Origin of the sequence: Rhodopirellula europaea 6C, assembly GCF_000338295.1 — a bacterium.
In the GTDB taxonomy this organism is placed as follows: domain Bacteria; phylum Planctomycetota; class Planctomycetia; order Pirellulales; family Pirellulaceae; genus Rhodopirellula; species Rhodopirellula europaea.
Window position 1 is genome coordinate 1 of the sequence record NZ_ANMO01000136.1, and the last position, 19,729, is coordinate 19,729.

The window sequence follows — 19,729 nt, forward strand, 5'->3', positions numbered from 1 at the left end:
CCACAGTCGGGTATCAGTGAGTCGCACACTGTCCATGCGTGGTCCCAAACCACACCGCTTACTCGAAGCTATACCCGAAAACATCAGCACCGGAGACTGGAATCGAACCAATGAACGACCCCCTCGGCGAAAAACACTTCCAGAGTCAGGTGCAGCGACCAACAACTGCTACTCCGGCGTTTGGTCTTCAATGAATCAGCACTCCGTCCGGGAATTGAACCCGATCTGCGAGCTTCAAAGGCTCACGTCGCGACTACGCGCCGGAGAGAGTTTTCAATGATGAAAGAGTGTCCTGCGGGAGTCGAACCCACCTAGCCGGATTGGAAGTCCGGAACCTTTGCCGCTCGGCCAAGGACACTGAATATGCGGAAGTTTGAAGGGCGAGGTGTGAAACGAAGCGAGCTATCTCACACTTCTCGCTTCACCCTTCAAACTTCGCGAAGCTCCGGCGGATGGACTCGAACCATCACTCGTCTCCTTAACAGGGAGCCGCCTTACCATTGGGCCACACCGGATTCTGCAAAGCGCCCAGTGGGAGTCGAACCCACACTTCCGCCATGGCAAGGCAGCAGGCTACCGCTACATCATGGGCGCAAAAATGCATCACTACCAAACTGTCAAAGATCAATACGCCGAAGCGTTCAAGAGCACCGAGCCGGAATCGAACCCGCATCACCTCGTTACGACGGAGGAGTCTTGCCGTTAGACCATCAGTGCTGGAGTAGCATTTAGCGGTTAGCTCTTGGCAACTAGCTTTCCAGTGCTGGAGCTAATCGCTAACGGCTAATAGCTAGCTGCTATTTTCAAGTGGGATCGGTGAGAATCGAACTCACATCGCTCGGATTAAGAGTCCGATGCATTACCTTGTCTGCCACAATCCCATGTGTCGTCGTTGTTTTGTTTCAGTCGGCGTGGCGGGAATTGAACCCGCGACCGTCGCCTTATAAGGACGCCGCTCTCACCCCTGAGCTACACGCCGATGTGTAGCGATGGGGCCGAAGGGAGTTGAACCCTCACCGAACGGATTAAAAGTCCGTCATGCTGCCAGTTACACCACAGCCCCGCTTTTTCAGTCGCGGCTATGCGTTTCAATCGCAGTTCAGGCAGCATGTTGCTTTCCTTTCGTGTCGTTGTCGTAAGTGGTAGCCCCGAGGATCGAACTCAGCGCGACCCGCGTATCAGGCGGATTTGGGCGACCAGCCCTCGACTACCGTTGTCGTTTCAAAAGTCGGACACCTCGGAGTCGAACCGAGAGCCTTCCGCTCCCAAAGCGGACGTGCTTCCATCTGCACCTGTATCCGATGTTGTGTTGCTTCCATCGCCGCAGCAGTTGCTGTCGGCGCATATCTTCCTTGTCAGTGGGCCGGGAGGCGCTCGAATCCTCGTCTGCGGTTCTTCAGACCGCCGCTAGACCGTCTCAGCTACCAGCCCAAATTGGGTTCGTTGTTGGGGTTGCCCGTTCGATGCGGACACGAAAAAAGGCTCGATGTCCTGGTGACACCGAGCCTTCATGAAGAAGTCGTTCGCTTTGGAAAGCGAGTGTCACATCAGACGTGGATACGCCGGGGCATTGCTATTCGACGGCTCGCAATGGATTGCCAGCGAGGCAAAAAGACTGCCTTCGTGCTTCCGTTCGAGTCGACTGGATTCAATATTCGTTAACATCAGAAAGCTCGTTACTCGCTCGTCTGTGAATGTGACTTGTGTGTTCGGAGAAATAGACGCATTGGCGTCACGAGGGTTCGCACTGAACCAGGAAATGTCTCAATTCTTTCCAAGACTGTGCAAGAGCCTCCTGTTGAATCGAACTATTCAGCGACTCGCTCCTGCCCCAGCATGCTCTCAGAGCATTGCGAACAGACAACTTTCGGCTGAGGCGTAAAAGGTTGTCGGCGAACCCGTGGGATTTTGCCTCTCATCCGCTATCAACTAGTCCCGGACCGCGGTGTTGATGGAAAGTTGTACTGTAGATGGAGCTAATTCGGCGAGGGCTCGCCGAATCGCATCAGTCATCAATAGCCGTCCGGTATTGGATCGCCCGTGATGCGACGGCATCCCAACGCGAGCGATTGTCGCTGACATGGGAACGAAGATTCCTGAAGCAGGTTCCCTGTTCTTGGATGATGCACCGATCAGTACGCTTGGAACGGAATGCTACTGCAAGTGGATTGGTGCCTTTAGTGGTCTCATACAGCGATTACGAAATGCAGTCATCTTGATAACCGGAAGCCGATGACAAATGTGGCGTATCGGAGCATGCGAACTCGCTCACAATGCTCCTCAAAGGAAGAAGATTTCACATGGATGTTGTCCACGAAAAATGGCCTCGATAACATGCTCTCCTCACCTAAGTACGACGAACGCGACTTGCGGGTTGTATCAATACGACATCACAACCGCAAAGCACGTCCGTAGCACTTGCAATTTTTGCGTGTAATATGACGCAGGTAGTTGAGAGTTCTTTTGACCCTCGACGACCCTGCTGTCAGTACTCCGTCCCAACTCATGACTTTGAGGATCAGTTCAACGATGGGAACACCCTCCGTTCAATTCCACTCGTTCGTCGAAGAATCGACTAGTCCTAATGAACTTGAACAGCTAGGCCAAAAAGCTGTTGCTTGGCTCGAAAGCGAGAGACTTGCAGGACTTCTACCCCACATGCATGAGCCTTCGCTGCAGAAACTACTGAATGGTGTCTTGCCGCCACCGGTACAGATGGCTTTGAGGGTAGATGAGAACGGGGAACGCGTCTTCACTTTCGCTCCGGAGTCTGAAGAAAATGGCCTTGAAAATCCACGGACCGTGTTTAATGCGGGAATCAGAGTGCTCTTTTTCGGATACGAGGAAATTGAGGGCGATGGTCCAACGGTGAACGAACTGAGGGCGAGAGCCGAGGACGCTCTTGGAATGTCGGTGGTAGGTGGATTTACCGACATGGACGAAGCCAGCCTAGAAGAGGATGAGTTCTAGGTGGCTTTAGAGCCGTGCTTACCCCGCATTTGAACAGATGGAAATGCGATCAGTCGGCTTGAATTCAAGCGTCCGGCAAGGACATTCAAATCATCAGCGTTGGAAATGCTCAGAACCGCTATTTAAAGTACCGCTTACGAGAGTCTCAAAACACTGCCACGGCGCACCAAGAACTGCTGATTTCACTTCGCTTCGCAACCAAGGAAATTGACGGCCCTAACGTTTTGAGACACCATCGAGCAGGGCGTCCTGTTGCGCGGATGATGGTCTCCCAATTCCTGCGACTGTTGAGCCCGAGTATTCGTAACACGTGGAGCCCAGCTGTTCACCGACGTGCTTGGTCACCACTCAAACGATGACTTGGTGATTGGCTCTGCCAGTTCCCGCAAATCGTCAGAATGCCTGCCCCAGCTTCTTTTGCTTGGGCGTGGTGCATCGTGGGTGAAACAGCGTTGGCGATGCGACATGATGGTCATGCGTTTCGCTCGGCTGGTCGATACGTTCAGTCAATGTGGATCGTAGAGTAACTCCATTCTGCGGAGTGCATCATCAACAAGGTCTTAGTGTTGAAAAGGTTGAGTCCGCTTGCCTTCGATGAATCGGCTAGCGGAATGTCGGGGTTTACCACGGCTCAAGTGGCAGCGATAGCGATTCGCTTCAATTGCATGCCGACTTGCTAAATCTCCCGACGATTTGCGCTACATAGAGGTGAAGGTGGCAGCGTTGCCACCAGCACTTTTGTACGCAGGGAGATTGAGGCATGTCTCACGTGGTAGCGATTGTGACGCAAATTAGGGACGCAGCAGCGGTCCGGAAGGCTTGCGATCGACTGGGATTGAACGAGCCGGTCGAAGGAGAGGTGAAGCTGTTCAGCCAGACCGTTTCAGGTTTGGCGGTTCAGCTTGCCAAGTGGCGATACCCGGTGGTCTTTGACCTCGCGACCGGCGAGTCCAAGTTCGACAACTACCAGGGCTACTGGGGCAACCAGCAACACCTGGACGAGTTCTTGCAGGCCTACGCGGTCGAAAAGACCAAACTGGAAGCTCGGCGTAAGGGATACTCCGTGACCGAGCGTTCGCTCGAGGGCGGAAGGATCCAGCTATCCGTCAACTTGGGAGATTGAGCGATGCAGATCATTCAAGTGACCGTTGCGTCCGATGGCTCAACGAAGATCGAAACGGAAGGCTTTGCCGGCAGTTCATGCCGCCAAGCCAGTGAGTTCTTGGAACACGCTTTGGGTTCGCGGCAGAGCGAACGATTGAAAGCGGAGTTTCATCAAACCAACCCATCCAACATCAACGAACAAGCCCGGCAGCAGTGAAGCTGACCGGGCTTTCTTTTTGTATTCACTTAACCTTTCAAACAGGAGCGACGCCTATGTCACTTACAACACGGATGCGAGAACTGGTGGATGCCTGCTTCAGCGGCATCTACCTTCACTCGCACGAACACGAAGATGCGATCTCCGAACTGGCACTGCTGTGCAGTGTCGAGCAGTGGAGCCTGTCCACGTGGGACATCGACCGAGGGCTCAGTCCACCGATTGCCGATGCCGAGGATCCGCTGGCAGCGATCCACGCGTTTCGAAACCGCGAAGGCGAAGGGACCAGCATTCTGGTCCTGCAGAACTTTCATCGGTTCCTGCAGTCGGCCGAGATCGTACAAGCGATCCACCACGCGGTGGTCGCCGGCAAGACCACCCGCAACATTTTGGTGATCTTGTCACCAGTCGTTCAGCTGCCGGTGGAACTGGCGACACTCTTTGTCACCGTCGAGCACGCCAGACCGAACCGTCGCCAGTTGCTCGAGATCGCTCGCGGTGTTGTATCTTGCTTCGAGTGGATCTACGAGCAAGCGACGAGGCTCGCGATCGGACCCATCCAACAACTGACAGAATCACGCCCCAATTCGGCGAGCCCTCGCCGAATTGGCCGTGGCATACAACCTCATCACAACCCGTTTTCACTTCGAACCAAGGAGAACAATGTCACCTCTTTTTATCGTTTGCTTGTTCCTATCGCTCGCTTTGACGGTTGCGTCGCTGCTCGTGTGGCAGCTTCGTCGGCGAGTCCGTGGACTACACGCAATCGTGCACCTTCTGACCCAAAGGAAGTTCTTTCATGCAGACCCAATCCTGCCGTCGGAAGACGAAGGCTCTGACAAAGCCCCTCAGTCTGACGACGCTATTCTTCGGCAGTCTCTTGATCGGTTGCGGCCCGTCGGGTCGCGACCTCAGTGACGCCAGCTGGCTGCAACTGCAGCAAGACATGCAGAACGAGCGAGCGGAGGTTGGTCGACAACGCGACCAACTGGAAGCCGATCGCCGTGAGTGGGATGAACGTGAACGAAGCGAACCAGTGCTCGCCGCGGTGATCTCATCCGCTGCGTTGTTGTTTGCCTGTGTCTTGCCGCTGCTTCTCCTGGCTGGCTTGCTGTTTCAAGAGCAAGCACCTGATTCTTCGGATGCCGCCTGCAACGAATTGCTGGACCAAATGGCAGATCTGACTGAGGCCAATGAGCAACAGCGTATTGCACATCGAGAACTGAACTCTCCGGAGAAACTCACTCACCAAGAGTCCTGACATTGGGGCCATCCCCGTGTTTTCAACGTCCCCTGTTTTGACGCCTCGTCGACCGTTTCGGGCGGCGGGGCGTTTTTCGTTTGTACCGTCCTCAACTCATCGAAGGAAACCATTCACCATGTCCACCGCCAATCTGACCACCGCGTCACCTGTCTCTGAGTCTCACGCACTCGGCGATAACGAAGTGAACCCCATGGCCAGCGTCAGCGAACGCTTGCAAGCCGAGACCACCGCCGTGCGGCTGAAGATTCACTGGCCCAGCGTTCGCAAGACGCTCAGCAGTGACCAAACCCGGCAAGCCGCCGGAACGTTCGATGCCGATACGAAATCGGTCTCCGCGTCCAAGAAGCTTCTCGACACCAACCACCCTGCATTCCGTGCCGCGACCGCAGTACGCAAGCAGGCCGCGGATCACTGGAAAGCCAACACGTTGCCCTACACCGAACCTGGCATACGGTTGATCAAGCGAGTCGATGTGCCCACGTTCGACGTGTTCATGACTTCGGTACGAGCCGAGCTGAACGAAGCGGTTGAACAGCTCGAGCTGCACTTTGATGAACTGATCGATCAAGCTCGCGAGCGGTTGGGTGACCTGTTTGATCCAGCCGACTACGAAATGAATCTACATCGTCTGTTCGGGATCGAGTGGGATTACCCCAGCTGCAACCCGCCGGAGTATCTGCTGCAGGTTAGCCCGCAGCTGTACTACAGCGAATGCAGCCGCGTGCAGCATCGTTTCGATGAAGCGGTGAAGCTTGCCGAGCAAGCGTTCGCCGATGAGCTCGAGCAGTTGGTCACTCATCTGGGTGAAAGGTTGCGCGGCGACGGCGACGGTTCACCGAAGGTGTTCCGAGACACAGCTGTCACCAACCTGACCGAGTTTCTGGATCGCTTCCAGCGTTTGAACATTCGTTCGGATGATCAATTGGACCGCCTGGTGGCCGACGCTCGTCGTATCGTTGGTGGCGTAGTGCCGCAACAATTGCGAGAGCAATCGGAGCTTCGTCAACGCGTTGCGACCGAACTCTCGCGGGTGGAAGCTTCGCTGGAAGGTTGGATGACCGAGCGTCCACGCCGAAGCATCCTGAGACGATCACGCTGATGCGAGCTTCCACCGAGATCGTCGTGGGGCGACAAGGTGAGTTTCCCACGTTTCCGAACAACATCCAAAGCGGTCGAGTGATAGAACTCTGGATGTAGGTTACGGATGTATTTCCAGTGACCGATGCGGACGCTACGGATTGGATACGCAGCTTCGCCTTTGCCACCGTTGTGCATCGCGAAGATGCGATCGCGATGCTGGGAAGTTTCGTTCAGCAACACGCGTGAGAGGGACCGACCATCGATATCACTGGGAGATTCGCCGCCAGCGAAATCGATGAGCGTTGGCAACAAATCGACCCAACTGACCATCGCATCGTTGGTGACGGCTGCGGGGATTTTGCCCGGCCAGACGGCGATCATCGGGGTGCGAATTCCCGCCTCGTACAGGGACCATTTACCGAACGGCCATGATTGTCCATGGTCCGACGTGTACAGCGTCATCGTGTTGTCGGTTGGCAGATACTTCGTGGCCAGTTCGCGCACTTCGCCAAGCAGCCGATCGGTTCGCTCAACCGCTTCGACGTATCGTGTCATCTCGCGACGAGTCTCGAGCGTGTCGAATGTTTTCGCGGGAACGGTGACTTCTTCAGGCCGCATGCGGGCTTCGCCGGCGTCCGGCCAGGCTCGATGCGTGAACGTGCATCCGATGAACAACGCGACGGGGCGCGTGCGATCGGTCCGCTGCTGCAGGTACTCCGCAACTCCGTCGAGAGAAAATTCTGGTCGGATGGAGCCACGAATGTTGATGACTTCGTCGGTGACGTAAGGCTGGTCTCTGCCATGGGCGATTTTTCCGCGAAACACAATGTCGTAACCCTGGGCGGCCAATTGGGGCAGCAGCGATTCGACCCCCAAGTTCAGCTCTTTCTCATGATTCGCTTTGATCCCGTTTCGGCAGGGCATCATTCCCGTGCAAAGCGCTGCGCGACTTGGACCACATGTCGGGGCAGCAACATAGGCATTGGTCAGCCGAATCCCCTCGGCCGCCATCCGCTGCATGTTGGGCGTTTGGTATTCCGGTTGCCCATACGGCGCCGAGTGATTGATACCGTGATCATCGGCAATGAAAATCACAAAATTCGGCTTGTCGTTTCCGTCTGCCTGATTGCCAATGATGGCGGCAGCGACCAACAAAAGGATCGTCGTGGTTGTGCGATATCGAGGCTTGGTCGAGGCTTGGTCGAGGCTTGGTGACACGTGTTTGGGCGGGAGATTGGAACGGGTTTCGACGGATCAAGGCCGCTATTGTGCAACGTTTTTGCGAGCACGCGGTTTCTTGCGTCTGGGAGTCTTTGCGACGTCGGTGGCCGGTTTCGCATCCTCGCGAATTCCTTCGAGATACCAGTCGAAGTACTTATCACCGGCGGTGGGTTTCGCAGGCTTGGCTCGATCAACGATTCCCGGTGGCAGCAATTCGGTCGACCATTGTTCGAGTTCTGCAAGCAACTCCTTGGCCACCGTTGGGTGGGCGGCAACCAAGTTTTTTGATTCTCCGATGTCGCGGCTGAGATCAAACAGGTATTCGCGTTCGTTCAGCCGAATGTATTTCCAATTCCCGCGGCGCATCGCGGACTGATCATTCCATCGCCAGTAAAGCGATTCGTGCGGCATGCCTTTCTGGCTTCCGTTCAAGAACGGAATCACATTCACGCCATCCAGCTGCGGGTCGTGCGGTAGCCCGGCGACGGCAATCGCGGTCGCTGCGACGTCCAGCGTGATGACGGGGTGTGAGTAGACCTGACCTTTCGGAATCGTTCCTTTCCAGTACATCGCAAAGGGAACGCGAATCCCACCCTCGGTCAGCATTCCCTTCTCACCGTTGAGTGGATCATTCAATGATCCATCCCATCCTGGTCCGGTGGGAGCATCCAATTTGTGAAGCTTTAGCGGTGCGCCATTGTCACTGATGACGAAGATTAACGTGTCTTCCTCTAACTCGTGTTGGCGAAGTTGCCGCAAGATTTTCCCGACGCCATCATCCACCGCTGAGAGCATCGCAAGGGCTTTGCGTCGGCGCTCGGGCATTTTGCCAGGGAACCGCTTGAGATACTTCGCCGGCGGGTCGAGCGGCACGTGAGGTGCGCGATAGGCCGCATAGAAAAAGAACGGTTTCTCTTTGAAGCGATCAATGAACGTGCAGGCAAAGTCCGTCACGAGTTCTAAGTGATACCCACCACCTTTTCGCACTTGGGGGGACACCGTGTTGCCATGGAAATCCATGTTCCAGTGACCGGGTGTTTTGCTGCGTTTGATCAGGACACTGTCGAACCCAAGTCCGGCAATGTCCCCGCTGTCGTTGGAACCCAGATGTGACTTCCCCGCCATCCCGGTGGCATAGCCGGCCTGCTTCAATCGCTTCGGAAGATTGTGAAGCGTTCGGAAACGATCCAAGACGTCGCCTTCGCTGTAGGCTCCGTTGGCTTCCATCCCAAACCGATTTTGGTAAACACCCGAAATCAATCCGGCGCGAGACGGACCGCATTGAGGTGCGGTGCAATACCCATCGGTCATGCGAACGCCGCCCGTTACCAAGGCGTCAATGTTGGGTGTTACCACATCGTGAAAGACACCCTGACAACCGAGGTCCGAATATCCATGATCATCGGTGTAGATCACGATGACGTTCGGGGGCCGGTCGGCAGCATTGCCTATCGAGCAGCAACCGCATGCCAACAGCAGCATGAAAACGAAGCGGATGGTATTCACGGGGTGGTGACCCGCTGACGTCGATTTGCCGGATTACGTTTTGGAACAGCCTTTGGCCGGGGTTGGCCGGGTGACATCTGAAAGTTGACCTTCGGAAGACCCTTTTGAAGCTCCGCCTTGACCGCACTCATCGACTCCTGCTCGGCAACGTTGTTCCATTCCGCCGGATCAGCCACCAAGTCGTATAGTTCCTCATCACCGTTGGCGTAGCGGATATAGCGGTGCGTCGATGAAATGACGGCGTGGTTGCCCAATTGGTGTGTACAGACAACTGGCTCTTTCGCAGCTTGTGGATTTTTCAACTGCGGAACCAAACTGGTGCCCTCAAGCTGATCGCCTGGTTGCTCAATTCCGGCCAATTCCAACAGCGTCGGGTAGACGTCCAGCAGACTTGCCGGCTGATTGCTGACCGTGCCGGGTTTGGTCACACCTGGAGCAACGAACACCAGTGGGACACGCGTACTTTCGTGCCACAGGGTGTATTTTTCCCACGTTTCTTTGTCGCCGAGGTGAGCGCCGTGGTCTGACCAGAGGACGATGATCGTATTGTCGTTGTGCGGTGACGATTCGAGGGCATCAAGCACGCGTCCGAGTTGATCATCTGCGAAGGTGACTGAGGCTAGATATGCCTGGACAGCCTTCTTCCATTCGCCGTTGGCGGAAATCCAGTTATGCCACCTTCGACGTGCCGCCCCCGCAGCATTGTTGTTGCGAACCGATTCGGGCACGCGATCCAGCCAGCCTTCGGGGTTGTCGGGAATACGCACTTCATCCAGGGGGTAAAGGTCCAAATATTTTTGCGGGACATAAAATGGAATATGAGGCCGAAAGATTCCGCAAGCGAGAAAGAACGGTTTGTCGAAACTCCCGGATAATTGCTCGCTGATGTGGCTGGCGACTTTGTAGTCGGGCATGGATTCGACCGGATGTCCGATCGGTCCCCAGTCCATGATCGGTGGCGCCCCGCGTCGCTCGCCCGGATTTTTGCCGCGTCCCAAGGGTGCATTCTCTGGCATCACGCGATGCGGCATTTGGCGAGTCATCGTGGGCCAAAAAGAGTCCCATGATTCGATGTCGTTCTTTCCGTCGCTGATGCCACCGATCCACTCCAGTGCGTGAAATATCTTTCCAGCACCGGTCGCCCAATAGCCTTGCCGTTTGCGAAGATACTCTGGCAGCGTCAGAGCATTGGCCAGCGCCGGTGATTGACGGTATTTCTCTGCGTTGCCGTAGACGCCCGACGTTGACGGTCGGACACCGAACATGATCGACGTTCGCGATGGATTGCAGATCGGCGCGGCACAGTGAGCGTTCGTGAAAGCCGTGCCCATCGATGCGAGTCGATCGAAGTTGGGAGTGATCACACCTGGATACCCGCCCATGTAGCCTACGTGGTCGTTCAAGTCGTCGATGGCGATGAACAGGATGTTCGGTTTGTCACCGTAGTTGCGTTTGATGTTTGAGCCGGCGGGGATCGGCGCGGGTCTCGGCTTTGGTCCAACGTTGGTACGGGCGGCGAGGGCCTCGTCGCTCACAGTCGCAGCGTGCGCCGTGTGATTTCCCGGTCGCTCGATCGTGACTGCAAAGATCAGCGGCGCGGTGACGTGTTCTGGTTTGACAAACTCGATTGTATCGATCACCGCTTTGCGTTTGGGCGTGATCGCCAGGTAGCGAACCTGTCCGCCATCGCTTGCTTTCATCGCAAGCTTCGACTGTGGCACATCGAACTGGCCGATGTAGTCGGCGATATGCTGGCCGCTGATCAGCGAATGATCTTCGGTTTGTCCGTCCGCGTATCGCAGACGCACGATCATGGAAACACCGCCATTGCTAGCCGATTTGGCTGCCCATCCGGCAACACCACCGAGCATGTGCACCTTGGCGGCTTCGGCTTTGCATCGCACGCTGACCGACTTTGGCATCTTGGGCGGAAAGCTTCCGCGCGGGCCATGCAGCATCACCGCGTTCTTGGTCGCACTACCGCTTGGATCGATCAACTGAAAGGGGATGCCATCGATCGCTTGAAAGCCGTACTTTGGCATGATCAGTCGTTCGCGGTTGTTGTCATGTCGATTGAACATGCCCTTGGCGGACGAAATGTTGGCGACACTTTCCAAGCCCAGCGGAATGAATTGATCCGCTTGAGTCAAATACTCCAGCAAGTCGACCAAGCCGTCATCATTGACCGATTGCTCCAGACCTTCGGGCATCGCCGACTTCGTAGATGCGACCAGCTCCTCGATGTCTTCACGCAAAACCGTGTGGCGTTTGCCTTGAGCATCGACCATCTCGATCGATGTCAGGGTTTCGCCACTCAACAGACCGCTGATCACTAGACCGTCCGCGGTCAGCACGTTGTACAAGCGGTAGTTGGCTTCGACGCTGCTGTTCGGATCCAGGATATGAGTCAGCAATTCGACCTTGGGATGAACCGACATGCCGTTTAGGTTGGGGCCGACCACGTTGCCTTCGCCTTTAAAGACGTGGCAGGTGGCACAGTTCTTCGTGAAGACGGCTTTGCCGCGATCGACATCACCCGTCCGCTCAACGAGTGGCATCTTGGCTTTCACCAATTGCCCGCGATTGCTCTTTCCGCCGAGTCCTCCTTCACGCATCAGCTTGTCGACCCGGCGACGAATATCGATCGTTGGATGATTCTGTAGGGCCGACCGTTGCTGGGCCGTGAGATCGGTGAAGCGAAGGTCACCCTTGCTGATGGATGCCAGCAAGTCGTTCGTCCAATCCGCACGAGACAGCATCAACTGCATGACCGCGTCGCGAATCGAAGGCGTGCCCGACTGAGCGACTTCAATCAGTCTTGGCCCGACGCCCGGAACGCTGGACTTCCCGGTTGCGTTCATTAGCCCCAGCGAAAGTGATGTCGGCGACTGAGGTCCAATCATGTCGAAGAGCGCGTCGATCGTTTTCACCCGGCCGGGTGAAAGAGCAACAACACGGTTGGTAGCTTCAATTCGGCTTTCAATGGGGGCATCGTCATCCTCGATGGTATCGATCATCGAATCAATCATCGGACCAATCGCATCTTCGAGTGCCGCGCTAGACAGAGAAGGTGCCAGCCGCGCGAGCATGCCCTTGGTCTGCAAGGAGGACGACTCGAAAAAGGTCGTCAGCATCGAATCGTATTGGGCGCCTAGCTTGATTTTGTGCTCCCGAGGCCAACCACGACTGACGCCAACGATGATCGCTTCGTTCGCGTTCGTTTTTGATTTGGCCATCAAAGAAAGCAGTTCGCCGGTCGCTTGAGCGTCGGGGGAGGTGCGGGCGAAATGCTCGCTCACTCGCGTGATCGACTCGAGGCTGCCGCTGCCAAGTTGCTGTTCGCTGGACAGTACGGAAACCAGGAAATCGGCGACGTGCATCGCACCGGCGGTGACCACGGCATCGCAAAGCCAAGGATCCTGATCCACCGCGGGTAACGCGGCGGCTTCCGCGGCAATCGCTCCGGCGTTTTCGGCCCGCGTGTCAGAAACTTTCAAGAGTGATGCCAGGACGACTTGATGGTCCGGGTCAAGGGTCAGTTTCGAGTGGGCGATCTCGTCCACGGTGGCTTGCGATTCCGGCAACACACGGACTGCGTTGAGCCGTACGCCAGCCGATGGGTGCGTCAACGCTTTCGTGGCCGCCGTCAGTGCCGGACCGTCCGAATTCAGCAAGCCAAGTCCATGAAGGGTGTTGAGTGCGTGGATGGCTCCCGTATTCAGACCGACAGAATCCATGCTCTGGTCATCGATGAGCTGGATCAGTGCGTCGGTGATGTCGGTGCTGCCCTGTTCGACGAGCAAGCGTTGTGCATTCAAGCGAACCAGCATCGTGGGCGACTTCAGTCCCGCAATGAGATCCTCCGCTGGAGAATCGAGGGTCATCGCCTTGCCGCTGACCGAATTCACACCATCGGGCACGACTCGGTAAACACGACCGTATTTCTTGTCCCTCAGATCGGTCTCGTAGGCGTTGCCTTTGCCTCTTTCAAAACCCTGGGGTACGGGATTGTGTTGGACGATGTAGTTGTACCAGTCGAGTACCCATACGTTTCCGTCGGGGCCAACTTCCGCCATGATCGGGGCCGTCCACTCGTCATCGCTGGCCAGCAGATTGTTGGGGCTGTGCGATTTCATTCCTGCGCCGTCACGCTCGATCACAAACGTGCCGACCAGCTTACCCGTCGGACCGCATACGAACGCGGTGCGATTCCAGTAGGCTGCCGGATAATTGCGAGCCGTATACAACGCATGCCCAGCCGCGGCGGTGTATCCGCCATGACAATCGACCTGTCGCACCTTGTCGGTGATCGGTTCAAAGATGTGCGTTGGGGCAATCATCTCAAGCGTGTCCGGTGCCCAACCTCTGACTCGTTCGTAGTAGCGATTGGCAATCGGCATGAAGAAGCTCGGGCGGCGATTAGCCGTCGAGCCAAAAATCAAACCTTCCTCACTGAATCCCAATCCCCAGGTGTTGCCTTTCGTTGAACGAATGAACTCCAGTTTCTCAACAACCGGGTCGTCATCTTGGGAAAGCTTGAATCGAAACCAGCCCATGCGAAACGATGGTTGCTGCTCGCCATTGATGACAGGCGACGAAGTGTTGTAACCCTGCATTGCCCAGATCCAGTTGTCCAGACCGTTGCGAAAGTTACTGACTCCGCCGTGCGTGTCACCAAGCGACCAATTGGAAATCAAGACCTTGCGGACATCCGCTTTCCCGTCGCCATCGGTGTCCTTGAGGAAAAGCGTTTCCACGCCGTTTTGAACGACAACTCCACCACGATGAAACGCAAGTGCAGTGGGGATGCTAAGATCTTCGGCAAACACGGTTGACTTGTCGGCTCGAAAATCGCCATCGGTGTCTTCGATCACGCGGACTCGGTCGCGTCCCGTGCCAGTGGGCTGCAATTCGTTGGGGTAGTCGACCGTTTCGCAGACCCACAGTCGACCTTGCGCGTCCCAGTTCATCGCGATCGGTTTACCGCCGAACATCTTTCCGCTGAGCATCGATTCATCGGCGAACAACTCGACGCTGAATCCCTCTGGTGTCACCAAGTGTCGCATCGACTCCTCTGCGGGAGCCGGTTGCTGCATCAGGTTCAGCGTTTCGCCCCGCCCCGCGGCGTAGTTCGGGATTTTTGGGCCAACATCAACGTAGTCGAATTCCTCCAAGTCACTCGGCAGTGACTTTATCGGCGGAAGCTCTTGATTGGAAACCAGCGTTTGGCCTGCATCGGCGACACCGGTGTCATTCCTGCGGCAGACCCACCGCACTCCGCGTTCGACCAAGCCTTGGAACTCTGGCTTGCTCCAGGTTCTCTCGTCGTGTCCCCAGGCGGTATAGAAAACGCGTCCCTTGCCATGAGTGCGAACCCATGTCCACGGCTCACGCTGATTGCCTTCGGCTTGCGGTGCACCGTAGCGATACTCCAACACAGTTCGATCGACATCGTTGTGCCTGTGATGCACATACGATTCGTCCCAACTCGCGAATGGCTGGTAGTCGCCCAGCACGTTACCAAGGACTTCACCAGCGTTGTCGCCCAACTTGGTCGAAAAATCACCTCGACCGTGACTTTTGAATTGCGCCCCCATCAAGGCAATCAACTCGGGCGAATTACGGAAGCATGCCGTCGCGCAGTGCAACGGTACAAACCCGCCGCCCGCGGCGACGTAGTCGATCACAGCCCGAGCTTGATCAGCAGAAACCTCACGGTGATTCGCATAGACCATCAGCGCGTCGTACTGGCCCAGCGTTTGCCGATTCAGGTCGGTCAACTGATCGGTGTAGGTCACCGTGATACCGGTCTCTTGCAAAGCCGGCTGAACAATTGCAAATCGGGTTTGTGGTTTGTGCGGTCCGTCATCGCCGAGAAAAAGGACACGGATGTCTTCCGCGGTTGCAGCGAGACAACTCGAAAGCATCAAGGCAACGGTGAGAAGCAGTCTAGACATAGAAGGTGACATCAAAAAAGTATTTGCGATGGTTTTGTTTCGGGTCATGACCGAGGTTCTTAATCGATTTGCAAAGAGAGCATTACGCTTGGGTGAAGTCTGGCAGCCTCACGATTTCGCCGCCCTTGACGGCCGAATCGTGGGCGCAGATTCCGACGCAGGTCCAATTCGCTGCGGTGACCGCGTTGGGCCACGGGTCTCGATCCTCCTTCAGTGCAGAGATGAACTCGTGCACCATGTGCGGATGCGAACCACCGTGTCCGCCGCCTTGGATGAACGACAGGTGTTCTGAGTCGTGAATCTGTGCTGGCAATGTGAAACGCTGGATGGGCTCCGGCAACAAATGAGCGAAGTCAGGAATTTCGATCTTCTCGGGGATCTCGTGTTCCGGTTTCTTTGCCGTGTGTATCACATGCGGTTCGTTTTCAACCAACGTCCACTCGAATGATTTCTTTGTTCCGTAAACGTCGAAGCTCTCGCGATACTGACGTGCGACGTCGTAGAGAAAACGCCAGATGTGTGCGGCGACATCGCTGTCCTTGAGTTTGATGTGACAGCTTTCAACAGCGAACGAATTACCTGACTTCTTGGCGATGTCTTTTCGAACAGCTCCCGATCCGAAACAGCTAACTGACTCAGCTAGCGTATTCATAAGGCCAAGACACGGACTGACCACGTGCGTGGCATAGTGCATCGGGATCATCGCTTCCCAGTAACTTGGCCAGCCGTCCATGTCCTGAGGATGCGACGCGGCGAGGTGCTGGATTTTTCCCAGCTCGCCTTTTTCGTACATGTCTTTGATGAACAGAAACTCACGGCTGTAGACGACCGTTTCGGCCATCATGTACTTACGCCCGGTTTCCTTTGCCTTCTCAACGATTTGACGGCATTCGTCGATGTTCGTCGCCATGGGAACGGTGCACATGACGTGCTTGCCAGCGTCCATCGCTTTCAGCGACATCCAAGCATGATCGGGGATGGGACTGTTGATGTGAACGAAGTCGATGTCCGGATCGGACAGGACTTCGTCATAGCTGGTGTATCGTTTATCGATCCCGAACTCGTCACCTGACTTTTTCAGTTCCTCTTCGTTTCGGCGGCACAGCGCAGTAATCTCAGCCCCTGGATACTCCGAATAAATAGGGATGAACTCGGCCCCAAAACCAAGTCCGATCATTGCTCCTTTGAAACCCTGCGGCATTAGAATCTTCCTTCAGCCAATCCAAATAAGTGATTTATCGAACGCTTTAGAGGTCGCGTTACGGATAAATACCGCCCGCTCCGTGCGGGTAACGGAGCTGATCGAAAAAAGCATCAATCAGTTGGAATTGGAATCCGCGAGTGCTTCAAAGAGCACTTCGCCGTCAAGCGATTCGACTCGAAAATTCCGGAAGGACGCAGAGGTTGCCCAGGTACCGATGCCCACCTTGCCCTGCCGTTGCATTCGCCCATCGTCTTCGTACTGAAGCAACAATTCATCGTCGACAAACAGCGAAACGGTGTAGCCTTCGCAGCGGACGCGGATGCGATACCAGCGTTCTGCTTCTATCACAAAATCGGATACTGGACCAATCGGACGCTGCCTGCCTTGCGGACGCAGTTTCCGCTCCACTTGTGTGCGGCGATTCTGCCATCCACCGATGTTGACCCAGGTGAACTCTTTCGCGTCGGCACATCGGACGATCGCCAGGAATCCCTCTTTTCCAAAACGCTTCATGGCCTCGAACGAGAACTCATAGTCGCTCCATCGTTGATCGCCAAACAAGAACCTTTGGTCGAGTGCGTCACCCAACTGCACAAACTCGCCGTCTCGGGCCGCCCAGCCATCCACGCCTCCGGTCTTGAGCCTCGCTCCCGAAAAAACACCATGGGCACTCTGCAACCTAGCATCACTTGGGGCGGAACTGATCAGGGTGATGTAGCGAGTCGAGCCTTCCAGCGGGCAAAAGAATTGAACAGGAGAAAACCGCCACGCGTGCCGGGGAAGCTCTTCACCAAGAGTAGCAACGCCGTCTTCCGCTATAACATCGACTTGGTTGCCATTAACCCAAGCGCCGGTGATCTGCTTTCCATTGCTGGCGATAACCGCAAGGTTCACCTGGCTATCGTCAGGCTGATCCCAGTTTACTCCGACACGATCCGCAACGAATGCGAGCTCACGTTCAAATAGCCGTCCTGCCGAACGAATTTCGTCAACATCAAAAGTGACAAATTGGCATGCCTGCAAACCGATGCCTTGTTCGCCAAAATCACCTTGTTTGCTCGATTCCTGAGTTTGAATCGGGCGAAGCGTGTAGGGGCACCAGGAGTCATTGATTACGCCGCGGGATGACATCTCGCACCAGCCAAGCGAATCCAGGTTCATTTTAACGCCAGGAGCGATCTCGTGAACTGTGCCCTGAACCTCTTCGCCACGAACGACACGCTGGACGCCCATCGAACCCGCGGTCGCCATCGCGCCCCGGCGGTCAGTCTTAATTGCGGTTCTTAACGGCGTGCCCTTTGGGTCGTCAAAGAGATTGCCCAGCGGTATTTCCTGCAGCGGCACACGATGCCGTGTCACTCGTTTTCGCGTCACCGATGCTGTTTCGCCTTGGGTTAGCCGAACCGCGGTCGACTCTTTAGGTTCCACATCGACCTCGCCCTCCAACACACGAACCCACTGCCGCTCGCCCACTTCCAGTTCAAACCGCGTTCCCAAATCTGTGACGGTATATTCGGCGGATTCGACCTGAAAACCAATCGCCTGCTCAGGAACATTGCATGACACACGACCGGATTCCAATACGGCTAGCATCGGTGTCTTGAGGTGCACCACAGCAGGTCCTTGCAACGTCATCTCGGCCCCGCAAGCAAATTGCAGATCCACTTCGCCAGACTTCACCCGCAGTGTCCCCTCGGGCAAGCTTGCTCCGGGGCTCATCGCAAAATCACAGAGCCCAAACGCTGCGTCTCGCATCGCCGAGAGTTTTGCCACGGCGGCCGGCGTGGGCGAGTCGCTTGCCGCACGTGGTCGATTCCAAAGTGCGACGCAAAGCAAGGTGGTGGCGGCTAGTGAAACCAACACCAGAGCGACCCACCTGGGACTCGTACGTTGCGACGTGGACGAATGCTCAAACCTCGTTTGGTTGCTGAAGTCTACATTGTGATCCGGAATGCAATCCGCGAGCACCGCCCTCAATGCTGCGTGTGTCGAAATCTGATCTAAGTACAGCCGTCTTGCCTGCTCGTCTGATTCAACAAACCGCAGCAACTTATCACGTTGCTCGGAATCGAGTTGCCCATCGAGCATCTCCCGGATCAGACGCGAGAGTTCCTGATTGTTGTCACTCAAGTTGCTGCTCCTTCTTGCAATCGTTCTTGAACACACTTCGCCAGTAGACTTCGTATCCGGTACAGGACCTGCTTGATAGCCGAAATCGACTTCCCGTGTTCGTCTGCCAGATCCTCCATCGTGGATTCTTTGCGATATCGCTTGTGAAGCATCGTCCTGTGAGAAGCAGAGAGTCGTTCGATACACACGTCGAGCAGACGAATCCTCTGTTCCGTTTCCTCGGCCATCACTTCCGCTTCCGGTGCGAGTTTCTCGGCAAACGTTTCATCCAGCACGATTCGATCACGATTTCGGTCACGAAGGTGAGCCATGACCTGAAATCTCGCCGTGCTATATGCCCATGCCTCAAATTTCGCGCCGGTTTGAAAGTCTGCCGCTTTACGAACAAGGACTAGGTTCGTTTCCTGAAGTACATCCTGTGCAGCAACCGGATCAGCCAATAACGACAAGATAAAGGCATAAAGTTTGTTCTGGATCGCCGTTACAGCGAGGAAATACTGATCGGATGGCACAATTCGAGCCTCAGTTCCTTCGGCCTTTCTAAAAAATCTCGTCGCAAAGACTAGCGCTGCGGTAAGTTAATACCACATCGAGCTTCTGGGTAACGCGAGACTCTCTTGGCAGTTTTGAGTTTTTCTTTGCACCCGCCGAAAAGCAGCAAAATGTGCCATCGTCCAATATCCATTGGAGGGGCGGTGAGCTTGACTCGCCACGACGGGCAGACTAGTGGCGGCAACACCGCAGCGACCTGCCAAATGGAAATCGACATCGATGATGAAGTGAACGCGGATGTCGGGCTGCTCTCGGATCGCCTGCACCAAGCCTTCGCGGTGTGTCGCCGGCAAGTGGACCGGGAGGTTGCAAGCAGACCGGATGGCAAGGTCGAAAACACGCATGCCAAGAGCCACGCACGATCGGGGCCGGATCCGCGTCCGGCAACGGAAGCTCAGGTACGAGCGATCCATGCGATCGCGTCGAAGACCAACACGCGACTGGCTTCTCACTTGGACGAGGTCTACGGCGTCTCCTCGCCGCAGCGTCTGACACTGAAGCAAGCCAGCGAGCTGATCGGCAAG

Annotated in this window: 13 protein-coding genes and 10 tRNA genes; 7 read left to right on the forward strand and 16 right to left on the reverse strand. The window is 55.7% G+C overall.

Features of this window, described 5'->3' with window-relative positions; translation table 11 throughout:
- Positions 1 to 87: 87 nt before the first annotated feature.
- The 10 genes from RE6C_RS32060 to RE6C_RS15125 all read right to left on the reverse strand — a co-directional run bounded on the left by RE6C_RS32060 (position 88) and on the right by RE6C_RS15125 (position 1,431).
- A tRNA-OTHER gene (locus RE6C_RS32060) sits at positions 88 to 178 on the reverse strand.
- Between the two features lie 108 nt (positions 179 to 286).
- Positions 287 to 358, reverse strand: a tRNA-Gly gene (locus RE6C_RS15085).
- A gap of 85 nt (positions 359 to 443) precedes the next feature.
- Positions 444 to 515, reverse strand: a tRNA-Asn gene (locus RE6C_RS15090).
- 8 nt (positions 516 to 523) lie between these two features.
- Positions 524 to 594: transfer RNA gene (locus RE6C_RS15095), tRNA-Gly, on the reverse strand.
- Positions 595 to 646: 52 nt separating this feature from the next.
- Positions 647 to 717: transfer RNA gene (locus RE6C_RS15100), tRNA-Thr, on the reverse strand.
- 91 nt (positions 718 to 808) lie between these two features.
- A tRNA-Lys gene (locus RE6C_RS15105) sits at positions 809 to 881 on the reverse strand.
- A 25-nt stretch (positions 882 to 906) separates the two neighbouring features.
- Positions 907 to 979 (reverse strand) — tRNA-Ile (locus tag RE6C_RS15110).
- 11 nt (positions 980 to 990) lie between these two features.
- Positions 991 to 1,063 (reverse strand) — tRNA-Lys (locus RE6C_RS15115).
- 165 nt (positions 1,064 to 1,228) lie between these two features.
- Positions 1,229 to 1,301, reverse strand: a tRNA-Pro gene (locus tag RE6C_RS15120).
- 58 nt (positions 1,302 to 1,359) lie between these two features.
- Positions 1,360 to 1,431: transfer RNA gene (locus RE6C_RS15125), tRNA-Phe, on the reverse strand.
- 1,098 nt (positions 1,432 to 2,529) lie between these two features.
- Here RE6C_RS15125 and RE6C_RS15130 point away from each other — a divergent pair.
- From RE6C_RS15130 to RE6C_RS15160, 6 genes are all read left to right on the forward strand, one after another.
- Entirely contained in the window at positions 2,530 to 2,970 is a 441-nt protein-coding gene (locus RE6C_RS15130; RefSeq protein ID WP_037246073.1) for a hypothetical protein, read from the forward strand.
- Positions 2,971 to 3,730: 760 nt separating this feature from the next.
- The gene (locus RE6C_RS15140) at positions 3,731 to 4,093 is read left to right on the forward strand and encodes an alpha-2-macroglobulin family protein (RefSeq protein ID WP_052034973.1); all 363 of its coding nucleotides are present in this window, start codon (positions 3,731 to 3,733) and stop codon (positions 4,091 to 4,093) included.
- Positions 4,094 to 4,096: 3 nt separating this feature from the next.
- Entirely contained in the window at positions 4,097 to 4,291 is a 195-nt protein-coding gene (locus RE6C_RS15145; RefSeq protein ID WP_008657846.1) for a DUF2997 domain-containing protein, read from the forward strand.
- Positions 4,292 to 4,347: 56 nt separating this feature from the next.
- Complete coding sequence (locus tag RE6C_RS32920) at positions 4,348 to 5,130, forward strand: AAA family ATPase (protein WP_236618237.1); 783 nt, start codon at positions 4,348 to 4,350, stop codon at positions 5,128 to 5,130.
- A 41-nt stretch (positions 5,131 to 5,171) separates the two neighbouring features.
- Entirely contained in the window at positions 5,172 to 5,552 is a 381-nt protein-coding gene (locus tag RE6C_RS15155) for a hypothetical protein (protein ID WP_008657848.1), read from the forward strand.
- A gap of 118 nt (positions 5,553 to 5,670) precedes the next feature.
- The gene (locus tag RE6C_RS15160) at positions 5,671 to 6,654 is read left to right on the forward strand and encodes a hypothetical protein (RefSeq protein ID WP_008657850.1); all 984 of its coding nucleotides are present in this window, start codon (positions 5,671 to 5,673) and stop codon (positions 6,652 to 6,654) included.
- On the opposite strand, the gene RE6C_RS15165 is transcribed toward RE6C_RS15160, so the two are convergent.
- The 6 genes from RE6C_RS15165 to RE6C_RS30475 all read right to left on the reverse strand — a co-directional run bounded on the left by RE6C_RS15165 (position 6,558) and on the right by RE6C_RS30475 (position 19,165).
- Complete coding sequence (locus RE6C_RS15165; protein WP_052034974.1) at positions 6,558 to 7,853, reverse strand: sulfatase family protein; 1,296 nt, start codon at positions 7,851 to 7,853, stop codon at positions 6,558 to 6,560. The two genes, RE6C_RS15160 and RE6C_RS15165, sit on opposite strands and share 97 nt — an antisense overlap.
- Positions 7,854 to 7,898: 45 nt before the next feature.
- A complete protein-coding gene (locus RE6C_RS15170) occupies positions 7,899 to 9,272 on the reverse strand; it encodes a sulfatase family protein (RefSeq protein ID WP_201766879.1) in 1,374 nt (457 codons plus the stop codon).
- An 86-nt stretch (positions 9,273 to 9,358) separates the two neighbouring features.
- Positions 9,359 to 15,319, reverse strand: coding sequence for a PVC-type heme-binding CxxCH protein (locus RE6C_RS15180; protein WP_085980241.1), 5,961 nt, complete (start codon positions 15,317 to 15,319; stop codon positions 9,359 to 9,361).
- Positions 15,320 to 15,401: 82 nt separating this feature from the next.
- Positions 15,402 to 16,496: a Gfo/Idh/MocA family protein gene (locus RE6C_RS15185; protein ID WP_173401795.1), complete on the reverse strand. Its 1,095-nt coding sequence runs from the start codon at positions 16,494 to 16,496 to the stop codon at positions 15,402 to 15,404.
- 141 nt (positions 16,497 to 16,637) lie between these two features.
- Positions 16,638 to 18,653 (reverse strand): 3-keto-alpha-glucoside-1,2-lyase-like domain-containing protein, encoded by a 2,016-nt coding sequence (locus RE6C_RS15190; protein ID WP_039962175.1) that lies wholly within the window; start codon positions 18,651 to 18,653, stop codon positions 16,638 to 16,640.
- Complete coding sequence (locus tag RE6C_RS30475) at positions 18,650 to 19,165, reverse strand: sigma-70 family RNA polymerase sigma factor (protein WP_160167211.1); 516 nt, start codon at positions 19,163 to 19,165, stop codon at positions 18,650 to 18,652. The genes RE6C_RS15190 and RE6C_RS30475 overlap by 4 nt, the downstream gene beginning before the upstream one ends.
- A 150-nt stretch (positions 19,166 to 19,315) precedes the next feature.
- Here RE6C_RS30475 and RE6C_RS15200 point away from each other — a divergent pair.
- A partial coding sequence (locus tag RE6C_RS15200; protein WP_039962187.1) for a hypothetical protein occupies positions 19,316 to 19,729 on the forward strand: 414 nt, incomplete at its 3' end.